Origin of the sequence: Exiguobacterium sp. K1 (assembly GCF_033721435.1) — a bacterium.
GTDB classification, from domain to species: Bacteria; Bacillota; Bacilli; order Exiguobacteriales; family Exiguobacteriaceae; genus Exiguobacterium_A; species Exiguobacterium_A artemiae.
In genome coordinates this window covers 166,440-185,116 of record NZ_JAOTIT010000004.1, presented here as the reverse complement: position 1 = coordinate 185,116, position 18,677 = coordinate 166,440, and the positions used below count along the sequence as shown (strand labels likewise).

Below are 18,677 nucleotides of genomic sequence, written 5' to 3'. Positions count from 1 at the left end.
GGTTTACGTGTCACACCCGTCCGTAGTCGGATTCGTTCTCTATATTCATCATACTAAATTCGTGCCTGTCTTGCGTAAGTGATAGGAACGACGTCATGGGATGGAGAATATATAGAGAATACGTCACCTTACTGACTTTTTTGTACACATTCGTCTACCGCTCATTTCTTTTAAGGAGGCAGCTCATGGCAGAACATTCATCTCCTTCTTCCAGCAGAGTCATCCATGCAACGTTGCGCGCTCTCGAAGAGCCTGTCGTGTTAGTGGATCGACTTGGTATCATCGACTTTGCGAACCCTGCATTTCATAATCAGTTCCAGCTGTCATCAGCTGATACATCGCTTTCTTCATTCTTCTTACTGGAGGATACACTTTTCCCGATTTCAAGCCGGATTCAAGTCGTCTCGCTTCCATACACGTTGACGATTTCTCCGGTCGAGCAGACGGATTTCTTTTTAGTCACGATCAAGTCACTTGATCTCCACCAACTATTGAATTCAACGATTGATGCCGCGATTCTCGTGACAGATCCGGATTTCCGCATCACCGCCATCAACGAGACAGCCGGCACGATGTTCGGCGTCGATCCCGCTGCGCTGCCTCAGGAGATGACACCGATCTCGATTCATGATCCGGAAGAATTCCAACTCCGGAAACAACATCTTGAACAGTTAAATCTAAAAAACTTGTCCGATGAAGATATTCTCTTGTTACACGGACGGGATACAGAAAATGACTGGACGTATCACCGGACAGACGGTTCTTATTTTTACGGCCGCCTGTATATGACGCGTCTCCAAAATGGCGGTTTCTTTTTATTCATCACGGATATCAGTTCTCAAAAGCAAGTCGAGCTGCATCTCGCGAAAAGTGAACGGCGTTTCCGTCTGATTGCCGAATCGGTTCTTGAAGCCGTCATCTTTCATGATAACGGCGTCATTCTCGATGCGAACCGGGCGGCGGAAATTATTTTCCGGACCCGACTCGAACTGATGAAAGGTCATCAGATTCTCGACTTTATCCAACCCGAGTTTCAGAACTCCGTCACTCAGCGAATCATGAAGCATCATGAAGAACCGTATGAAGTCATCGGGCGGCGGGCGGACGGCACTTCTGTCGAAATTGAAGTCTTTCCCCGTGAAATCACCTACGAAAAGACCCGCATGCGCGTCGCCGTCGTTCGCGACATGACCGAACAAAAGAAAATCGAAAAGATGTTAGAACGTGAAAAAAATGCCATCATGCGCCAACGCGATATCACACAGTCGATTCTCCAAGCTTCCAATGAAGGTTTTTTACTGACCGGGGAAGACGGCAGTTTTACCTATATGAACGTCAAAGCACGCAAGCTGCTGGATGTACCGGGTATCGCGCCAAGTAAAATCCAGGAACGGATCAGCATGATTCCGAATCTCGATTTAGCGACACGGTACGCCATGCTGCAGCAGGTCGAGGAATTGTTGGCAGGGAAACATTCCGAGATCTCCTTCCGCTTCACCTTGCAGCAACCGGATGAATCCGGTCATCATTACTTTGAATTTTATGCGACCTCGATCAAAAAAGAACGGAGCCGCTTTTCACGACACGGCTTCCTGTTCGTCTTCCGTGACCGGACGGAAGAACAGAAAATGGATCACGTCAAAGATGAACTGATCAGCACCGTCTCACATGAATTACGGACACCGCTCTCATCTATCCTTGGTTTCATGGAACTGTTGCGTTACCGGCAACCGACACCTGAAAAAACGACGCGGTATGTGGAAATCGTCCATGAAGAAGCGAAACGCCTGACGAATCTTCTCAATGATTTCTTAGACATCCAACGCATGGAAGGCGGCAAACAGGATTATGCCTTTAAACCATTTTCGTTACGCCAATTGTTGGAAGAAACGATCGAAACCTTCGGGGAGACAGCAGAGACTCATACGATCCATGCTGTGACGGATGATGACCCGATCCTTATTTTTGCCGATGAAGACAAGGTCAAACAAGTCATCATCAACCTGTTGTCCAATGCCATTAAGTATTCCCCTGCCGCTGATCATATTGATGTCCGTTTGGAAAAAACAGCAGATCAGGCCATCTTAAGCGTGACAGATTACGGCATCGGCATTCCGCCCACCGCTTTTGATAAATTATTCACGAAATTTTATCGCGTCGATAACTCCGCCGTCCGAAAAATCGGCGGAACCGGCTTAGGACTAGCTATTTGTAAAGAAATCATCGAATCTCACGGAGGCGCCATCTCCGTCGAATCGGAGTTAAATCAAGGATCGACGTTCACGATTGTATTGGAGCTGGATCCACGAAAGGATTTTGAGAAAAAATGACGCGAACTTATCTGATGACAGGATTCCCCGGATTTTTGGCAACGAAGCTGATCGAACGTTTAGCTTTGGTTCCTGAACAAATCGACTGCTTTTATCTGTTGCATCTTAAACATGAATACGCGAGCGCCGTCTCGCAGAAGGAACAGTTTTTACAGACGACGTCGCTCAAGGAAGAACAGCTGATTTTAATTGAAGGCGACATTACGAAAGAGGGGTTGGGTTTGCCCGAGTCCATCCGGAAGGAGCTGGTAAGTCGCGTCACTCATCTCTTCCATCTGGCTGCTCTTTATGACTTGGCGACTGCTTACGCTGCTGCCTTTCGGATTAACGTCACCGGCACCTCGAATGTGACGCGCCTTGCCCATACATTCGTCCACCTGGAACGTTATGTCTATTTCAGTACGGCTTATGTTTCCGGTCTCCGGATCGGAACGATTTCTGAAAACGAGTTAACACATCAGGTCGACTTTAAAAATGCCTATGAAGAAACGAAATATTTGGCAGAAGTACGATTCCGTGAAGAAGTCGGAACCTTACCCTATACGATCATCCGGCCCGGAATCGTCGTCGGACATTCCCAGACCGGTGAAACCCCGAAGTGGGATGGTGTGTATTTTGTTCTGAATGCGCTACGGCTGCTCCGTCCTTTTGCCCCGTTACCGTATGCCGGACGAGCAAACGCACTCGTCAATCTTGTTCCGTATGATTACGTCGTCAATGCGACGACGTATCTCAGTCATGCGCCAGCCGGCATCCGGACGACGTATCACCTGACCGATCCGTTCCCGCATGGTGCCCGCGCGATTTACGAGATGCTGCACGTCGTCTATTACGGTTCATATCCGAGAGGTACTGTTCCGTTTCGACTGGTCACGTCTCTTCTCACACCGCGGATCGCGAAACGCCTGCAGATGCAACGGCAGACACTCGATTACTTCGTCCATCCGGCCCGATATGATACGAGTAACGCCTTACGTGATTTGGACGGAACGGGTATCATCTGTCCGGATTTAGCGGAACTGATTCCCCGCCTTGTCACCTATTACAAAACAAAACATCCGCAGACAGGAGAACCCGTATGAATGTTTTAATAACAGGTATGAACGGAACGGTCGCGCCCGTTCTCGCAGACGTCTTCCGTTCCCATCACTACGATATCACCGCCTGGGACCGGTCCGTCGTCTCTACGACTGATTCTGCCGTCATGGAAGCGTTCATCGATCGTGTTCAACCCGACCTCTTGCTGCATATCGGGATGGGTCCGGCTGAATTCGCCGAAACACTTGCACGACTGTCGTTCGAACGAAACATTCCGTTTCTTTTTACAAGCACGGCTTCCGTCTATTCCGACGAACAAAAAGGACCTCATGATCCTGCAATCGTCCCTGCAGCAACGGATGAGTACGGAGCTTACAAACGAACGTGCGAACGGCTGATTCAAGCGGTCAATCCCGATGCCTACATCGTCCGGATTGGTTGGCAGATTGGGCAGGCAGCCGGCTCCAATAATATGATTGATTATTTGGAACGCCATGCTATCGCAGGTCCAATTCCCGCCAGCACACAGTGGTATCCTTCCTGTGCTTTTCTAGAGGATACGGCCCAGACGCTTTATACGATCGTCACGACGTATACTCCCGGTCTCTATTTGGCAAACGGAAATGCAAGTCATTCCTTTTTTGACATCGTGACCGCTTTGAACATCCTGCATGGGTCGAAGTGGCACATTACTGAAGATAACAGTATGACGCGCGACGATCGGATGACCGACTCACGGGTTGTCATCCGACCAATTTCAGAACACCTGTCCTTCGTTCATTAAAAAAGTGTCGTCCGTCCCATAAAAAATGGGAGAGACGACACTTTTTTAACCATTCCCGGAAAATCAGCCAATCAGCATATTTTCTTTCGGATAACGAATCAAACGATCGTGTTGAGCGGCAAACGTAAACAGAATCGTTAACGATCCGACACGTCCGAGTAACATCATAAACATGATCAAGGCTTTCCCGAAGTCGTTTAATTCCGCCGTGACATTCAACGACAGACCAACTGTCCCGAATGCGGACACCGTCTCGAAAAACAGACCGACAAAGGAGAGATTCGGTTGGGACAAAGCAAGCAACGTCGTCACGAGAGCGATGAACAACAGACTGAACACGGCGATGGCGTAAGCTTTTTGAATTGCCTGCGGCCGGACAGTTCGCCGCATCAAGACGGTTTCCCGTTGTCCGCGCAGGTACGTCCAGACATTTTTCAAGATGACCGCTGCCGTCGTGACCTTGATTCCGGATCCTGTCGAAGCAGAACCTGCCCCGATATACATCAAGACCATCATCAAGCCGATTGATAACGGGACCATCGTCGTTAAATCGATCGTTTGGAACCCTGCCGTCCGCGTCGTAACGACTTGGAAGAAGACGATGTGCAATGCTGCAAAAAAAGATTTATCGTGAAGCGATCCGAGATGTGATACCCACTCATAAATCATCATCGCAAGAACCCCAAGACCGTTGATGACGACAAGTGATAAGAGCATCAATTTCGAATGTAAGGAGATCTTCTTGAAATTCCGTTTAGCCGATATATCCGCGATGACGGTAAAACCGAGTCCACCGATCATCAGTAATGCTGAAATCGTCAGGATGAACGTCGTATCCTGTTGAAAACCGACCAGATTATCGCCCCATAACGCAAAGCCCGCATTATTGAAGGCCGATACAGCATGGAACAATCCGTAATACAAGGACTTACCGAACGTGTACTTATATTGAATGAACAGATCAAGCGCAATCAACAGCATCCCGATCAATTCGACGACGACAGTCGTCAGAATAATGTTCCGGGCCAGACGGATCGTACCGCCCGGACTGTCGAGATTAAACATCTCTTGAATGATGATGCGTTGCCGGATTCCGATCTTCCGTCCTGTTACGCTCAACAGGACAAGCGCAATCGTCATGAATCCGAGTCCCCCGACCTGAATCAGCAGCATCATAATGATTTGTCCCAACAGATTAAAGGATTCGGCAATATTGACCGTCGAAAGACCGGTGACCGTCCCGGCCGAAGTCGCGACAAACAAACAGTCGATGAACGGTATGTCCTGACCGTCCTGTTGAGCAATCGGTAACCACAGTAAAAATCCACCCAATAAGATGGTCAACGTAAAACCGGTCGCGATAAAACGGGCCGGTTTATCGAATAACTGATGATAAATCAGTTCCCCGAACCGTCCGAACTTCGCGAGCCGCGAACGTCTTTTATGAGAAAACATATTCGTACTCCTCCTAGATGAAATGACCCAATTGCATCTATCATACTCCCTCAAAAACATTTGTTCTATTTAAATTTTGAATCTGCTAAACGTTTTCGTTTTTTTTTGGTAAAATAGATAAAAGTCGACGTTTAATCATAAAAGGAGGTTGAGGGAAACAGTGGACCCTAGGACGGCTGACCATTCGATTGAAGATGTCTCGCGAAGGCTTGAACGCCAATCGCAATGGATGCCCGCACAGTTATATTATCAATTCGAGGAGTTATTATCGCTGCATGTGGATCAATCAATTCTAAACGAATTGTATATTGCATTAAAAAAATACGATGTATTAACCGATATAGAGCGTGACGAACGAAACGAAAGCATTCAATTGCTGATCGACGAAAACGGCGCGTGATTCTCGGTTTTTGGATTTCCGAGCAGAAGACGCCTCTTCTGCTCTTTTTATTTTTCGTTCACGATTGGACAACATGAGGAAAGGTGGCACAACTGAAATGGATATCGTGTCGATTATTGGTATTATACTGGGGCTCATCACCTTAGTCGGAGGAATGATTTTAAAAGGGGCCTCCCCGATTGCATTGCTGAACCCTGCAGCACTCGTCATCATTTTTGTCGGTACAGCGGCAGCAATCATGATCTCATTTCCAAAGGAACGTTTAAAGATCATCCCGGCTTTATTTAAAGTCATTTTCTTTGAACAACAACTGATGACGAAACAAACATTGCTCCAACAATTCCTGACCCTTTCGACCCAAGCCCGAAAAGAAGGATTGCTGTCGCTTGAGACGGCACTCGAAGAAGTCGATAATGCGTTCATGCGCCGCGGCGTCATGATGGTCATCGACGGTCAGCCGTCGGAGTATGTCGAAGATGTCATGACGCGCGACCTTGAAAACATGACCGAACGGCACCATGCGAATGCCAATATCTTCACGCAGGCCGGTACATATGCCCCAACGCTCGGGGTACTCGGAGCCGTCGTCGGACTTGTCGCCGCGCTGTCTGATTTATCCGATATCGAAAAGCTCGGGCATGCGATTTCCGGTGCCTTCATCGCAACGCTGTTCGGGATTTTTACAGGATACGTCCTCTGGTTCCCGTTCGCGACAAAATTAAAGCAAAAATCAGCGACTGAAATTCAACTGTATGAAATGATGATTGAAGGGATTTTATCGATCCAGAACGGAGAATCGCCTAAAAACCTGGAGGATAAGTTACTTGTCTATCTGACACCGAAGGAGCGTGCGACGTATGAAACGGAAAAAGAAGCCGCATGACGAACATATTTCCGAAGGCTGGCTGATTCCTTACGCCGATCTCCTGACGCTGTTACTGGCCTTATTCATTGTCCTGTTCGCTTCGAGTAACGTCGATGCCGTCAAGCTGAAAGCGATGTCCCAATCGTTCAGCTCCGTCTTTAACGGCGGCTCCGGCATGATTACGAACAGTTCCTTATCGACCTCACAAGAAGAAGAGGACTCGAAAAAGACGGATGCCCGGACGAAAGCACAAAGCTATGAAATTGCTGAACTTGAAAAAATCAAGGAAGAAGCCAATGACTACATCAAACAACAGAAGCTTGAGAAGGACATCAAAGTCGAGGTTACGAATGAAGGGCTTGTCTTCACCATTCGCGACCGGGCTCTCTTCTCCCCTGCCCAAGCAGATGTCAAAGGTGACGCGATTCAAATTGCCCAAGGCATGAGTAATCTGCTCGTCAAAGCGGGACAGCGTCAAATTCAGGTGTCGGGTCATACCGATAATATTCCGATCAATACCGTTCAATATCCATCGAACTGGGAACTCAGTACAGAACGCGCCATCAGTTTCATGCGTGCTCTTCAGCGGAATCCGAAACTGGCCCCTAAACGATTTACAGTCAGCGGCTACGGCGAGTATCAACCGATTGCTTCGAATGATACAGAAAATGGCCGCAGTCAAAATCGCCGGGTCGAAGTTTTGATCCGTCCGCTGATTGATATCAAGGCACAAAATGTCCTCGATGAGACAAAGGTCAAACCATAATATCCACTTACTAATCAAAACAGGCCCACTCCGAAAAAAATCGGAATGGGCCTGTTTTAACGTGCCGTTTAATAATATGGACGAATCATCACATACACGATGACACCCGTCAGACTGACATATAACCAAAGCGGCATTGTAAAACGGGTCCACTTTTTATGTTTCTCAAAGTTTTGATTCAAGGCATGAGCGAGTGACATCAAGACGAGCGGGACGATAATCGCCGCCAAAATGATATGCGAAATGAGAATAAAGAAGTAGACGGGACGGACAAATCCTTCGCCGCCGAATTTCGTTGATTCACTGACCGCATGATACGTCACGTACGAAATCAAGAATAACGTCGTCGTCGTCATGGCACCGCCGATGAAACGACGGTGATTGATCCGGTTGCCCCGGCGGATCGAAATCCAGGCACCGAGCAACAGCATAAAGGTAAAGCTGTTAAAGATCGCGTTTAAAAAAGGAAGCAGCGTCCAGTCAAACCCGTCACCGACCTGAACAGGCGGTGCAAAAAACAACAGTGCGACCAACAGATTGATGACGAGCGTCAAGAGGATAACGACCGGAACGAAATTACGTTTTTTAGCAGATTGTTGCATGTATTATTCTCCTTGTTTCCAATCAAAGTATCGTTTTAACCATTTTGGCAATGGACCGTCAAACAGACGTTCACGCCAGTAAAGATCGGCGGCACGCTGGACGGCTGCTCCCCGGATCGGGTACGGATGCACGACACGTGACAGCTGACCGACTTTATCTTTGCGAGCCATCGCATACACGACTTCCTGCATCCATTCACCGGCCTGTTCGCCGATGGCATGGGCACCAATCAATTTCCCGCGTTTATCGGCAATCAGTTTGACACGGCCTTCTGTCCGGCCGTTGATGACAAACCGGTCGACTTCATCCAGTCCGGTTTCGTAGACTTTGATGTCGCTGTACTTTTGACGGGCTTCTTCTTCCGTCAGTCCGAGGTGGAACAGTTCCGGTGTCGTAAACGTCACCCACGGAACGGCACGGTAATCCGGTTTGGTCCGTAAACCGAACAGAGCGTTTGTGACGACGGTTTTTCCTTCAAGACCTGCGACATGCGTAAACGGTAACGATTGAATCGTATCACCGACCGCAAAGATATGACGTTGATTCGTCCGAAGTGAACCGTCAACTTGAACATAACCTTTTTCAACATGGACGCCGGCACGGTCGAGACGTAACGCATCAATCCGCGGCTTGCGACCGACCGCAACGAGGACGGCATCCGTTTCAATGACACGGGACTCTTCACCGGTTTTGACCGTAACTTCGATTCCTTTTGCCGCTTTACGGACACTTGTCACCGTCGTATCCAAATGGAGCGTCAATTCCTGTTCAATTTGCCGTTGTAACACTTCGACCATACTGCGGTCTTCTTTCGGCATCAGTGATTTGGCACCTTCAATCACGGTTACTTCCGTTCCGAGATGCGCATAAGCTTGCGATAATTCAAGGCCAATCGCACCGCCGCCGATAACGAGTAATCGTTCCGGACGTTCCGTTTGTTCAAAAATCGTCTCATTCGTTAAGTACGGAATCGTATCGAGACCCTCAATCGGTGGAATAATCGGCTGTGATCCGGTCGAAATCGCGAATTTCTCTCCGACGACCAACTGCCCCGCCACTTCCACTTCATTGGCACTCAAGAAACTGGCTTCACCGATATAGACATCCACGCCTAAATCCTTAAACCGTTTTGTTCCGTCATGCGACTGGATGATGTTCCGGGCACGGTCAACGCTTGCTTTCGTTTTGCTGTAGACCGCTTCCCCGTTCAACGTCACATTGTATTTGGCGGCTGTCTGCTTCATGACATGAACATCGTGTGCCGCTTCAATCAATGCTTTTGACGGGACACAACCGTAATGCAGGCAATCACCGCCGAGATGCGTATGTTTTTCAATCAATGCGACGTGTGCGCCGAGACTGGCAGCCCCTGCTGCAATCGTCATTCCGGCTGCTCCGCCGCCGATTACGACTAACTGATAACTTTTCATCGGGAAGCCTCCTTATAGCGTGCCGAGATGTCTTCCATTCGTTTGCGGTTGACGCCCCAGTCGGAATAGCCGACGCGGGAAGCTGAACGGAAATGGATTTGTTGAGAAGACTCGTCGAAGTAAAATTCAACATCATCTTTAAAACGAAACACTTTACTCGAGAAGATGGCATGAATGTACGTCGGATCTTCTTTGACTACCTTCACCCGGTCAAGACTTTGAAGAATCCGCATGATTTGAAATTTTGATTCTGCTAGATTTCCGTGAAAAGGTAAAGGTGTCATCTTCAACGCTTCTTTATCCGTCTGTGTCGATACCGCGTTCGGTTTCCCTGTGAGCGGACTTAATTTGCCGTTCGATACGCCAAGTGCCATGACTGATTCCTCCATTCGTTTCGTCTTGCTGTGAATCATGATTCTGATTTTACTTTACCAGTTCAGTTTCGAAAGCGCTTCTCATTTGACTTTCCCGTTATGCTTTCGTGACCGGCAACAGGATGGTCGCAATGGCTCCGCCTTCCGGTTGGTTATCGATGAACAATTTCCCTTCATGGGCTTCCACCAGTTCCCGGCAAATCGCCAGTCCGAGTCCTGTTCCACCTTTCCCTTTTTGGACCTGATAAAACTTCTCCGTCACGTGGCGGAGATGATTTTTCGGAATCCCGGGACCTTCATCGCTGAAGGATAAAAAGAGGACGCGTTCGGAACGGACAAGACGGATCGTAATTTCACCGTCAACCGGCGAAAAGCGGATCGCATTGTCGAGCAAATTCAAAAAGACCTGTTTCAAACGGTTCTCATCATATAAACCGACGACCTGTGCCGGTAATTTCCGGATGATCCGGATGTTTTTCTCCTCCAGCTTTTGCCGGAGTTGCGCCGTCACCGTCTCGATGACTTCCGTCAGATTCACTTCCTGCCGGTACAGGACTAAACGACTCGTTTCGAGCTTTGAAAAATCCAGTAACTGTTCGACGAGGGAAATCAGGCGTTCGGTTTCGGAATGGATGATCCCCATTCCGAGCGAGGCTTCTTCCGGCAATCGTTCCGGCTCTGCGAGCAACGTTTCACTCCACCCTTTGATCGAGGTCAAAGGTGTTCGCAACTCATGCGAAATACCGGAAATGAACTCATCTTTTAACGTTTCCTGTTGTTTGATCTGTTGTCCCATATAGTTGATCGTCCGGGCCAGCTCCCCCAGTTCAAACGTATACTCTTCATTGACTTTGACATCATAATGCTGTTTGGCAATTTGATCGGACGCACCGATGACTTCCTGAATCGGACGAACGATCGACGATACGAGACGGGACGAATAAATGTAGGCCAGTCCCCAAATGACGACACCTAACAGGAGAATCGCCAAACAAATTTCAATGACCCGCTGATCGATTTTCGCAAGCGACGTCGTATAACGCAGTGCTCCCGTCGTCTGTCCGAAAGAAACAATCGGTTCCGTCACTTCAAGCAGATGTTCCCCTGTCGTCGGATCATCATAACGTTTCGTGATTGTTCCCCCGCTCAACAGACGGGTCACTTCCTGTTTCGTCATGTTTCGTTTTGAGACGAATCCCGTCGACGAATAGCGGGGAATCCCCTTCGCATCTAGGACTTCGATTTCTGCATCCGTGTAGGCATAGGAATTGAGTACGTCATGAATCGTCGCCTCTGAATCTTGAAAATCATAGGCAAGACCGCTGTTCGCAAATAAGACGGCACTGGCATTCGCATGTCGTTTCAAGACATCGGTCGCCGTCACATAATAATAGTTATACGTCACGAAGGATAAGATTCCGATGACGAGCAGCACCGTCACCGTGATGATCGTCATGAACCGCATCAAAATCTGTCGTTTCATTTTTCGTTACGCCACTTATAGCCATGACCCCACAACGTCTCGATGAATTGGGGTTCCGCTGGATTTTCTTCGATTTTCTGACGCAACCGGCGAATGTTGACGTCGACCGTCTTACGATCTCCGAAATAATTTTCGCCCCACACCGCATCGAGCAACTCATCCCGCGACATGACTTGATCTTCATTTTTGATGAAATGGCACAACAAATCATATTCCGTCGGTGTGACTTCGACATCGACTCCTGCTTTTTGCACCCGCTTCGCTCCGAGATCAATCCGAAATGGTCCGGAGACCAGTTCACGCGGTTGTTTCCGGCGGCGGAGCGTCTCGACCCGGCGGAGCAGGGATTGAATACGTGCCAACAGTTCAGCCGGACTGAACGGCTTCGCAATATAATCATCCGCCCCGACGCTGAGTCCCATGACTTTATCTTCTTCGCGCGTTCGCGCAGTCAGCATGATGATGCCGACAACTTCATCTTTCGAGCGGGCCTGTTCGCAGACCGCGAATCCGTCGACTTCGGGCATCATGATGTCGAGCAGCAGGATATCGAACGTCTGCTGTTCAAAATAGTCCAGTGCTTCCCGTCCGTTCTCCGCTTCAATCACTTCATATCCTGCACGTTTTAAATTAATGACGATGAAACTGCGAATCGCATGTTCATCCTCGGCCACTAATATTTTAGTCATCTTATTTTCCTCCTGCTTTTTCCTTTATTCCACGAGTGCTACGTTGGCAGCGTACTCTTCATAGGATTGATTGGTCGAGATGACATACACGTAATCAATGCCTTCTTTGATTTTTTTCTTGCGATGACTGGCGATGTATTGCGTCTTCGGAATGATTTCGAGCTCAAAATCAATCGTCCCGGTATCCCGGTTGATGAACCGGACCCGGTTGTCCTTTTTCTCAATCGTTTCACGCGTCGCCCAGTTTGCCGGGAAACGCATCACGAAATTGTATTCGAGATCGATGTATTGCTCTTCCCGAAGTTCAAAGCCGCTTTCGAGAAATGGTTGCACGTCGGCGCCATTCCAAGCGTAATATGCCGTAATCCGCGGTTTTTCTTCGGCCGCGCGTCCGATGCTTCCGTCAGGCGTATATTGATGCGCAAATTCGATGACACCGTCCTGATCGACATCTTTCGGGAACGTATACATCGGCTCGACGATTTCTGATGTCTCACCCCAACGGACGGGTGTCAGCCGGGTTTCTTCAAGCTGAAAGACCAGCAGATGCATCTTGGCTTCACGGGTAAAGGAGACGAATACCCCTTTTTTCTTGGCCGGATTGACGGTATCGATTTCAAACAGGTCATGATCCGCAAACAAATCACCGTCTTTGACCGGCAGTGTGATGTCTTGCCGGTTGGTCGGATTTAAGGCTTCTTCATAATATATGAGTTCTGTCGTCTGTTCTTTTTTGAGCAACACCATATCCTGACGTCGATCCTGATTCAAATCGGCAATCGTCAATCGATCATATGTATCGATTTTCGTAACGTGAATCGATGGCTTCATCAAATCTTTCAGGAGATAAACGGTATTCTTTTCAAGACTCGTCACACCAATCATCAGTTGATTCGACTTTTGGGATTCATCCAGGATGACATGGAGTTGGTCAATCGATCGGCCTGTCGCAATCGGCTGGCTGACACGCAACACCCACTTCTTTTTCAGGCGTTCATGTACCAACACTCTGATTTGAAATGCTCCCTGATGTTCAATCCGGTAAAACGTAATGGCTTCGTCCCGCCCATCCTGGTTTAAATCAATCAATTCATACAGCCTGGAAATGGATTGATTACGCGGCGCCACGATTTCCGCCTCTGTCGGCAAATCGGTATCAATTCTTGCTTTTAATGACTTTTCCCATTCCGGTAAAGCCGGGTGCTCCAGCAAGGAAGCAGGATGAGGCAGTGTAAGACCACATCCGGCCAAATATAGGGTCGATAAGAAAATTATAAAATATTTCATCAGACTTAAATCCTTTCCATACATGCTCTTCTCAAACTTTATCACACTCTTTCAAGCGAGAGTATATTGTGGAAGAAGAGTCAACTTGTTAAGATGTAACAGATATTCGAAAGGGGTTTATATTTATGGCTTACGAAATGATTGTACTTGATCTTGACGATACATTATTGACGAGCGACCACACGATTTCTCCAAAAACAAAACAATCGTTACTCGATGCACAGCGTCGCGGAAAAAAAGTCGTGCTCGCGAGCGGCCGTCCGACTTACGCGATGATTGATTTGGCAAAAGAGCTCGAACTTGCCCGCTACGGCAGTTATATTCTGAGTTTCAACGGGGCTTCGATCATCGACTGTAAAACAAACGAGTCCCTGTTCTCCAGTACCCTTCTTCCGGAAACCGTACATCGCCTTTACGATTTAAGTAAACGTGAAAATATCGATATCCACACATATGTCGGGCACGAGATTTTTACGGAACGGGCTAACGAATTTTCGACGATTGAAGGCGAACTGACAGGAATGGATGTCATCACGGTTCCGGACTTCAAGGCAGCCATTACAGAACCGGTCGTCAAGTGTTTGATGCTTGCGGAAGAAAATCGTTTGGCGGAAGTCGAGCTGAAACTTCAGCTTGAGTTAGCCGGTGAGCTCGCCGTCGCCCGCTCCAAACCGTTTTTCCTCGAATTTACGGAGGCCGGCGTGACGAAAGGAACAAGTCTCGCGTTGCTGGCTGAACGCCTCGGGATCAAACAGGCAGATGTCATCGCGTGCGGAGACGGCAACAATGATTTATCGATGATTGAATGGGCCGGTCTTGGTGTTGCCATGGCAAATGCTGCCGATACCGTCAAAGAAAAAGCCCAGTACATGACTGCCTCTAATGATGAAGACGGCATTGCCCTCGTCATCGAAAAATTCATGATGGACTGAACAAAAAAACCAATCCACTCCATTGTTGTCGGAGTAGATTGGTTTTTTGGGATGTCAGGAGATACACCAGTCGATCGGTGTTCGATTTTGTTGCTGCAACCAGTCGTTCGTTTGCGAGTACGGCCGGCTGCCGAAAAACCCGCGGCTCGCCGAAAGCGGACTCGGATGAACGGATTCGAGAACAAGGTGCCGATTCGTATCAATCAAACTCTTTTTACTTTTCGCATGGTTTCCCCAAAGAATGAATACGATCGGTTGTTCCTGTTGTCCAAGCACTTCGATGACGCGATCCGTAAACGATTCCCAGCCTTTTTTGGCGTGGGAACCCGCTTTTCCTGCTTCGACCGTCAAGGACGTATTCAGTAAAAACACACCTTGGTTCGACCAGGCTTCCAGATTACCCGTCGTCGGTGCCGGACATCCGAGATCGGACATTAATTCCTTGTACATGTTACGTAAGGACGGCGGAATTGCAACCCCGTCATTGACGGAAAAACTCAGTCCATTCGCCTGATTCGGTCCGTGGTACGGATCCTGCCCCAAGATGACGCAACGGACATCCTGCGGTGCCACCGCGTCAAAGGCATGGAAAATCCGATCCTTCGGCGGATAAACCGTCGTTTCCCGGTAAGCAGTCTTGACGAAATCCCAGAGCCGGATAAAGTAGTCTTTTTCTTTCTCTTCTTTTAAAATCTCTTGCCAGGCTGTATGCATCCCGTTCGCTCCTTTTTCAGTCTCAAGCCCCTGTTCGTCCGGCCTGATTCTGCTATGATGGTATATGAGGTGGAATAAAGATGATTCAAACAATTCAGTTGTTCGGGTTGCCTTTTGTCGATGCAACACCATCGCATTGGTATACCCATATTAAAACGATTTTACACAATAACGAAAAGGCCTTTCTCGTCACCGCTAATCCGGAACTCGTTTTACGGTCTTTGCGTGATCCCGCGTACAAGCATATTTTACAACAAGCGACGTTCATCACGCCTGATGGAATCGGCGTGACGGCAGCCAGTAAACGGATGGGGAAACCGCTCACTGCGACATTACCCGGCATCGAGACGGCCCGTGAACTGCTCCGGACTGCCGATGCTTTAAAAAAACGTGTCTTTCTACTCGGCGGTCGTCCGGAAGTCATGAAGTCGCTGATTCAGCAATTATCGATTCGTTTTCCTGATATCCAGTTTGTCGGAACCTTTCATGGATTCGGCAAGGAAGAAGAAGCCGCAAAAGCAATCCGGTCGGCCGAAGCGGATTTGATTTTGGTCGCTCTCGGGGCACCGAAACAGGAAGAATGGATTGCCTCTGTTTACGATCAGGTCGACCGCGGACTTTTCATCGGTGTCGGTGGTGCCTTTGATGTCTGGTCGGGTCACAGTAAACGGGCGCCCAAATTATTCCGGCAGTTAAAGTTGGAATGGCTGTACCGGATTTCGAATCATCCGCGTGGACTCGAGAAATTGAAGGATTTACTCCTGTTTGCGTCTCTCGTCTTACGGAAAAAAACGCATCTGTAAACAAAAAATACCCGCTGTCCGGTTGAACGGACAGCGGGTATTTTCGTTTCTTATGCGTTGACTGTTGAGAATGAACGGCCAAGTTCTTTTGCTTTTGCGATTGCTTCTTCTTTAATTTCTTCTGCTTTTTCTGGGTTCATTGCCATACCTTCGATGAACAATGAGTTGTAGTCTGTTACACCAGTGAAAGCAAGTGCTTGACGGAGGTAGTCATCGCCGAAGTTGAGGCCAGAACCAGTGTAGACACCGCCTGTTGCCTGGATGTGGAGCGCTTTTTTGCCTTCCATCAATCCTTTAGGACCTTCTGCCGTGTAAGCAAATGTTTTACCTGCAAGAAGAACGCTGTCGATGTACATTTTAAGACGTGCTGGGAATGAGAAGTTCCACATTGGCGTCACGAATACGTATTCGTCCGCTTCCATGTACTGCTCAAGGTGTTTCGTCATTGTACCGACTTTAGCGATTTCTACTTCTGAAAGCTCTTCACCTGTAGCGAATTTGCCCCATGCGCTGAGTACGTCTGTATCGATTTCTTGGACATCTTCTTTATATAGATCAAGAACTTGGACTTCAGCGTTCGGGTTAGCTGCTTTGTAGCTTTCGAGGAAAGCTTCACCAGCTTGAAGGCTGAATGAATGTTCTGTTGATTTCGGGTTTACAGTTACATAAAGTAATTTAGTCATTTTTATTTCTCCCTTTTATTTAAAGTAAATTCTGTAAGTAAATATACCAACACCATTTTCTTTTGTCAATTAGTTTGATTTCAAAGAAAGCAACAAAAAAAGCTTAATCAGGATGATTAGGCTTTTTTTGAATGTGTATAATGGTCTGCACGATGACCGATCCGTTTGAGCTGATCGATCAACTGTTCTTTTTCTGGAATCGAAAGGTCACTGAACAAGTCTGTGAGGAACGCTTCGTGCTTCGGGAACGTTTCTTCCATTAATTCTCTTCCCGCCTCCGTCAGTGTTCCGAACGTTACGCGACGATCCGTCGGGCATGATCGTCGGGCCAGGAGACCCCGGTTCTCTAATTTATCCACGACGTACGTGACACTGCCACTCGTTAATAAGATTTTATCGCCGATTTGTTGAAGTGGTGTATCGCCTTTGTGGTACAACAATTCCAGTACACCAAATTCCGATAAATTCAGCTGATGGGTCTTGATGTCTACTTTCACTTGTTCCGCTACTGCATGCATTGTGCGAGATAGAACAACGAGCATTTTTAATGCCAGCTTCGAGTCTGTCGATTCCATTTTACGTTCGCCCCTCTTTATCTTGATTCGAACCAATCATAGACCTCTTTTTTCCATTGGTCAATTCCAGTCCGGATTTTCCACTTTTATGACGGCCTCTCAGTTTTTGCTTGCCGTGAAACGCGTTTCATAGTTTACGGTCTTGATATACACTACAAGGGAGGTCTTCTCATGTCAGTTCAAACATTCTTGTCTCGTCTCGTTCAGAAAAATGTTGCTTACGAATTAGCGATTGAACAGTTGCACACATCGACCGGTTACTATTTGTGTAAGCATACGTTGGTCGATCAATTCCCGGACTTGCCGCCAGCTCATCAGGTCGAACTGCTTCAAAGAATTTCGGAACAACTCGATCGTTTGGCTTGGCTGGAAGGCCCGATCACGAGACAGGACTGGATTCAGATCCATCAACAATTATCCAACAGCTAGGAGGAACCTTTGATGACCAACATTCGTGACTTAGCACGTGAAGCAGAGGTTTCAGTGACGACAGTCTCGCGTGTCCTCAATGATCATCCGTACGTCGCGGAAGATAAACGCCGGGCCGTCCAGGACGCCATCACAAAGCTCGGTTATATCCGTAATCAAACCGCTGTCCAGTTGTCGACCGGTCAAACGAAAACGATCGGTGTCATGCTGCCTTACGTCGATCATCCCTACTACGCTGCCATCCTGCAAGGGATTGCCCAGTGCGCTTTTGAGGAAGGCTATCGTTTTTTGACGTGGCAGACGAACTATATTGCGTCACATGAACAGACGGTTCTTCAAGCCCTCGCCCAACGTGAAGTTGACGGACTGATTGTCGTGTCCCACAGTCTGCCGGTCGATGAGATTTTACGATACGAGCAGTACGGTCCGATTGTGTTTTGTGAGCATCATGAAGATGTCTCTTCCGTCTATATCAATCATTATACCGCGTTTCAAAGCGGGTTAAAGACCCTTCAGTCTTTCGGGCATACTCAGATCGGGATTTGTCTTGGTCGCCCTGACAGCACAAACAGCCGTGCCCGAAAGCAGGCCTATCAGGATACCGTGTCACCGGAAGATACGTCATGGATTTATCAACAGGCGTTGACGATTGAGGACGGAGCCGACATCGCCCGGCAGTGGTCCAATCAATCCTGTCGCCCAAGTGCTTTGTTAACCGCCAGTGACCATGTGGCCGCGGGTATCATTCTCGAGCTTCGCAAACAAGGTTACCGGATTCCGGAAGATTTAGCCGTGATCGGATTCGACGGCAGTGATTTGGCTGTCGTCCTGAATCTGACGACGGTTGCCGTCCCTTATGAGACGATCGGCCGCCAAGCCTTTTCCATCGCGATCAGCGACAATTGGCGCGACCATCCCCAAATCGAAATCCCGACTGCTCTGCTGAGTGGATTAACGGCTGTTAAAGTCAAAGAATAGATGAAAACCCGCTCTTGTCTCGCAAATGCGTCAAGAGCGGGTTTTTTGAATGATTTGCT

20 protein-coding genes are annotated in these 18,677 nt (G+C 48.1%); 10 read left to right on the top strand and 10 right to left on the bottom strand.

The annotated features are described in order from the left end of the window. Nucleotides 1-185 precede the first annotated feature (185 nt). Genes N7U64_RS10650 through N7U64_RS10640 form a run of 3 tightly spaced genes read left to right on the top strand, consistent with a single transcriptional unit; the run spans nt 186 to nt 4,152 of the window. Complete coding sequence (locus N7U64_RS10650; protein ID WP_290828132.1) at nt 186-2,330, top strand: ATP-binding protein; 2,145 nt, start codon at nt 186-188, stop codon at nt 2,328-2,330. Next, nucleotides 2,327-3,412, top strand: a complete 1,086-nt coding sequence (locus N7U64_RS10645) for an SDR family oxidoreductase (protein WP_318929766.1) — start codon at nt 2,327-2,329, stop codon at nt 3,410-3,412. The genes N7U64_RS10650 and N7U64_RS10645 overlap by 4 nt, the downstream gene beginning before the upstream one ends. Continuing rightward, a complete protein-coding gene (locus N7U64_RS10640; protein WP_012371739.1) occupies nt 3,409-4,152 on the top strand; it encodes a sugar nucleotide-binding protein in 744 nt (247 codons plus the stop codon). Before N7U64_RS10645 ends, N7U64_RS10640 begins: the two co-directional genes overlap by 4 nt. A gap of 63 nt (nt 4,153-4,215) precedes the next feature. On the opposite strand, the gene N7U64_RS10635 is transcribed toward N7U64_RS10640, so the two are convergent. Beyond that, a complete protein-coding gene (locus N7U64_RS10635; protein ID WP_012371740.1) occupies nt 4,216-5,607 on the bottom strand; it encodes a TrkH family potassium uptake protein in 1,392 nt (463 codons plus the stop codon). Between the two features lie 160 nt (nt 5,608-5,767). On the opposite strand from N7U64_RS10635, the gene N7U64_RS10630 reads away from it, so the two are divergent. The 3 genes from N7U64_RS10630 (at nt 5,768) to motB (ending at nt 7,638) form a co-directional block, all read left to right on the top strand. Beyond that, complete coding sequence (locus N7U64_RS10630) at nt 5,768-6,007, top strand: hypothetical protein (RefSeq protein WP_012371741.1); 240 nt, start codon at nt 5,768-5,770, stop codon at nt 6,005-6,007. 97 nt (nt 6,008-6,104) lie between these two features. After that, nucleotides 6,105-6,890, top strand: coding sequence for a flagellar motor stator protein MotA (gene motA / locus N7U64_RS10625; RefSeq protein WP_012371742.1), 786 nt, complete (start codon nt 6,105-6,107; stop codon nt 6,888-6,890). After that, a complete protein-coding gene (motB, locus tag N7U64_RS10620; RefSeq protein ID WP_318929765.1) occupies nt 6,865-7,638 on the top strand; it encodes a flagellar motor protein MotB in 774 nt (257 codons plus the stop codon). Before motA ends, motB begins: the two co-directional genes overlap by 26 nt. Before the next feature lie 68 nt (nt 7,639-7,706). Here motB and N7U64_RS10615 read toward each other — a convergent pair whose 3' ends face one another. From N7U64_RS10615 to N7U64_RS10590, 6 genes are all read right to left on the bottom strand, one after another. Continuing rightward, nucleotides 7,707-8,240, bottom strand: a complete 534-nt coding sequence (locus N7U64_RS10615) for a DUF420 domain-containing protein (RefSeq protein WP_290828122.1) — start codon at nt 8,238-8,240, stop codon at nt 7,707-7,709. A gap of 3 nt (nt 8,241-8,243) precedes the next feature. Beyond that, complete coding sequence (locus N7U64_RS10610) at nt 8,244-9,671, bottom strand: dihydrolipoyl dehydrogenase family protein (RefSeq protein WP_214766449.1); 1,428 nt, start codon at nt 9,669-9,671, stop codon at nt 8,244-8,246. Further along, entirely contained in the window at nt 9,668-10,045 is a 378-nt protein-coding gene (locus tag N7U64_RS10605) for a DUF1499 domain-containing protein (protein ID WP_318929764.1), read from the bottom strand. Before N7U64_RS10605 ends, N7U64_RS10610 begins: the two co-directional genes overlap by 4 nt. Before the next feature lie 97 nt (nt 10,046-10,142). Continuing rightward, entirely contained in the window at nt 10,143-11,528 is a 1,386-nt protein-coding gene (locus N7U64_RS10600; RefSeq protein ID WP_318929763.1) for a HAMP domain-containing sensor histidine kinase, read from the bottom strand. Then, nucleotides 11,525-12,217, bottom strand: a complete 693-nt coding sequence (locus N7U64_RS10595; RefSeq protein WP_012371748.1) for a response regulator transcription factor — start codon at nt 12,215-12,217, stop codon at nt 11,525-11,527. Before N7U64_RS10595 ends, N7U64_RS10600 begins: the two co-directional genes overlap by 4 nt. Before the next feature lie 24 nt (nt 12,218-12,241). Then, nucleotides 12,242-13,504 (bottom strand): hypothetical protein, encoded by a 1,263-nt coding sequence (locus N7U64_RS10590; RefSeq protein WP_318929762.1) that lies wholly within the window; start codon nt 13,502-13,504, stop codon nt 12,242-12,244. A 125-nt stretch (nt 13,505-13,629) separates the two neighbouring features. On the opposite strand from N7U64_RS10590, the gene N7U64_RS10585 reads away from it, so the two are divergent. Further along, nucleotides 13,630-14,436 (top strand): Cof-type HAD-IIB family hydrolase, encoded by an 807-nt coding sequence (locus tag N7U64_RS10585; RefSeq protein WP_012371750.1) that lies wholly within the window; start codon nt 13,630-13,632, stop codon nt 14,434-14,436. A 54-nt stretch (nt 14,437-14,490) separates the two neighbouring features. Here the strand turns inward: N7U64_RS10585 and N7U64_RS10580 are convergent, their stop codons facing one another. After that, entirely contained in the window at nt 14,491-15,150 is a 660-nt protein-coding gene (locus N7U64_RS10580) for a uracil-DNA glycosylase (RefSeq protein ID WP_012371751.1), read from the bottom strand. Between the two features lie 80 nt (nt 15,151-15,230). On the opposite strand from N7U64_RS10580, the gene N7U64_RS10575 reads away from it, so the two are divergent. Then, nucleotides 15,231-15,953 (top strand): WecB/TagA/CpsF family glycosyltransferase, encoded by a 723-nt coding sequence (locus N7U64_RS10575; RefSeq protein ID WP_318929761.1) that lies wholly within the window; start codon nt 15,231-15,233, stop codon nt 15,951-15,953. A 50-nt stretch (nt 15,954-16,003) separates the two neighbouring features. Here the strand turns inward: N7U64_RS10575 and N7U64_RS10570 are convergent, their stop codons facing one another. Both N7U64_RS10570 and N7U64_RS10565 read right to left on the bottom strand, forming a co-directional pair. Then, nucleotides 16,004-16,636 carry an NAD(P)H-dependent oxidoreductase gene (locus N7U64_RS10570; protein WP_012371753.1) on the bottom strand — a complete coding sequence of 211 codons (633 nt, stop codon included), beginning with the start codon at nt 16,634-16,636 and terminating at the stop codon, nt 16,004-16,006. A 116-nt stretch (nt 16,637-16,752) separates the two neighbouring features. After that, nucleotides 16,753-17,211, bottom strand: a complete 459-nt coding sequence (locus N7U64_RS10565) for a MarR family winged helix-turn-helix transcriptional regulator (RefSeq protein WP_012371754.1) — start codon at nt 17,209-17,211, stop codon at nt 16,753-16,755. A 171-nt stretch (nt 17,212-17,382) separates the two neighbouring features. Here N7U64_RS10565 and N7U64_RS10560 point away from each other — a divergent pair, with 171 nt between their 5' ends. Both N7U64_RS10560 and N7U64_RS10555 read left to right on the top strand, forming a co-directional pair. Next, the gene (locus N7U64_RS10560) at nt 17,383-17,640 is read left to right on the top strand and encodes a hypothetical protein (protein ID WP_318929760.1); all 258 of its coding nucleotides are present in this window, start codon (nt 17,383-17,385) and stop codon (nt 17,638-17,640) included. A 12-nt stretch (nt 17,641-17,652) separates the two neighbouring features. Beyond that, nucleotides 17,653-18,618 carry a LacI family DNA-binding transcriptional regulator gene (locus N7U64_RS10555; RefSeq protein ID WP_318929759.1) on the top strand — a complete coding sequence of 322 codons (966 nt, stop codon included), beginning with the start codon at nt 17,653-17,655 and terminating at the stop codon, nt 18,616-18,618. Nucleotides 18,619-18,677 lie beyond the last annotated feature (59 nt).

Excerpts from the sequence above, each read along its gene's own strand:
- N7U64_RS10590 (WP_318929762.1), bottom strand. The coding sequence starts at position 13,504 with ATGAAATATTTTATAATTTTCTTATCGACCCTATATTTGGCCGGATGT.
- N7U64_RS10560 (WP_318929760.1), top strand. The coding sequence starts at position 17,383 with ATGTCAGTTCAAACATTCTTGTCTCGTCTCGTTCAGAAAAATGTTGCT.
- N7U64_RS10570 (WP_012371753.1), bottom strand. The coding sequence starts at position 16,636 with ATGACTAAATTACTTTATGTAACTGTAAACCCGAAATCAACAGAACAT.
- N7U64_RS10555 (WP_318929759.1), top strand. The coding sequence starts at position 17,653 with ATGACCAACATTCGTGACTTAGCACGTGAAGCAGAGGTTTCAGTGACG.
- N7U64_RS10610 (WP_214766449.1), bottom strand. The coding sequence starts at position 9,671 with ATGAAAAGTTATCAGTTAGTCGTAATCGGCGGCGGAGCAGCCGGAATG.
- N7U64_RS10585 (WP_012371750.1), top strand. The coding sequence starts at position 13,630 with ATGGCTTACGAAATGATTGTACTTGATCTTGACGATACATTATTGACG.
- N7U64_RS10635 (WP_012371740.1), bottom strand. The coding sequence starts at position 5,607 with ATGTTTTCTCATAAAAGACGTTCGCGGCTCGCGAAGTTCGGACGGTTC.
- motB (WP_318929765.1), top strand. The coding sequence starts at position 6,865 with ATGAAACGGAAAAAGAAGCCGCATGACGAACATATTTCCGAAGGCTGG.
- N7U64_RS10650 (WP_290828132.1), top strand. The coding sequence starts at position 186 with ATGGCAGAACATTCATCTCCTTCTTCCAGCAGAGTCATCCATGCAACG.
- N7U64_RS10640 (WP_012371739.1), top strand. The coding sequence starts at position 3,409 with ATGAATGTTTTAATAACAGGTATGAACGGAACGGTCGCGCCCGTTCTC.
- motA (WP_012371742.1), top strand. The coding sequence starts at position 6,105 with ATGGATATCGTGTCGATTATTGGTATTATACTGGGGCTCATCACCTTA.
- N7U64_RS10615 (WP_290828122.1), bottom strand. The coding sequence starts at position 8,240 with ATGCAACAATCTGCTAAAAAACGTAATTTCGTTCCGGTCGTTATCCTC.
- N7U64_RS10645 (WP_318929766.1), top strand. The coding sequence starts at position 2,327 with ATGACGCGAACTTATCTGATGACAGGATTCCCCGGATTTTTGGCAACG.
- N7U64_RS10605 (WP_318929764.1), bottom strand. The coding sequence starts at position 10,045 with ATGGCACTTGGCGTATCGAACGGCAAATTAAGTCCGCTCACAGGGAAA.
- N7U64_RS10575 (WP_318929761.1), top strand. The coding sequence starts at position 15,231 with ATGATTCAAACAATTCAGTTGTTCGGGTTGCCTTTTGTCGATGCAACA.
- N7U64_RS10600 (WP_318929763.1), bottom strand. The coding sequence starts at position 11,528 with ATGAAACGACAGATTTTGATGCGGTTCATGACGATCATCACGGTGACG.
- N7U64_RS10595 (WP_012371748.1), bottom strand. The coding sequence starts at position 12,217 with ATGACTAAAATATTAGTGGCCGAGGATGAACATGCGATTCGCAGTTTC.
- N7U64_RS10580 (WP_012371751.1), bottom strand. The coding sequence starts at position 15,150 with ATGCATACAGCCTGGCAAGAGATTTTAAAAGAAGAGAAAGAAAAAGAC.
- N7U64_RS10565 (WP_012371754.1), bottom strand. The coding sequence starts at position 17,211 with ATGGAATCGACAGACTCGAAGCTGGCATTAAAAATGCTCGTTGTTCTA.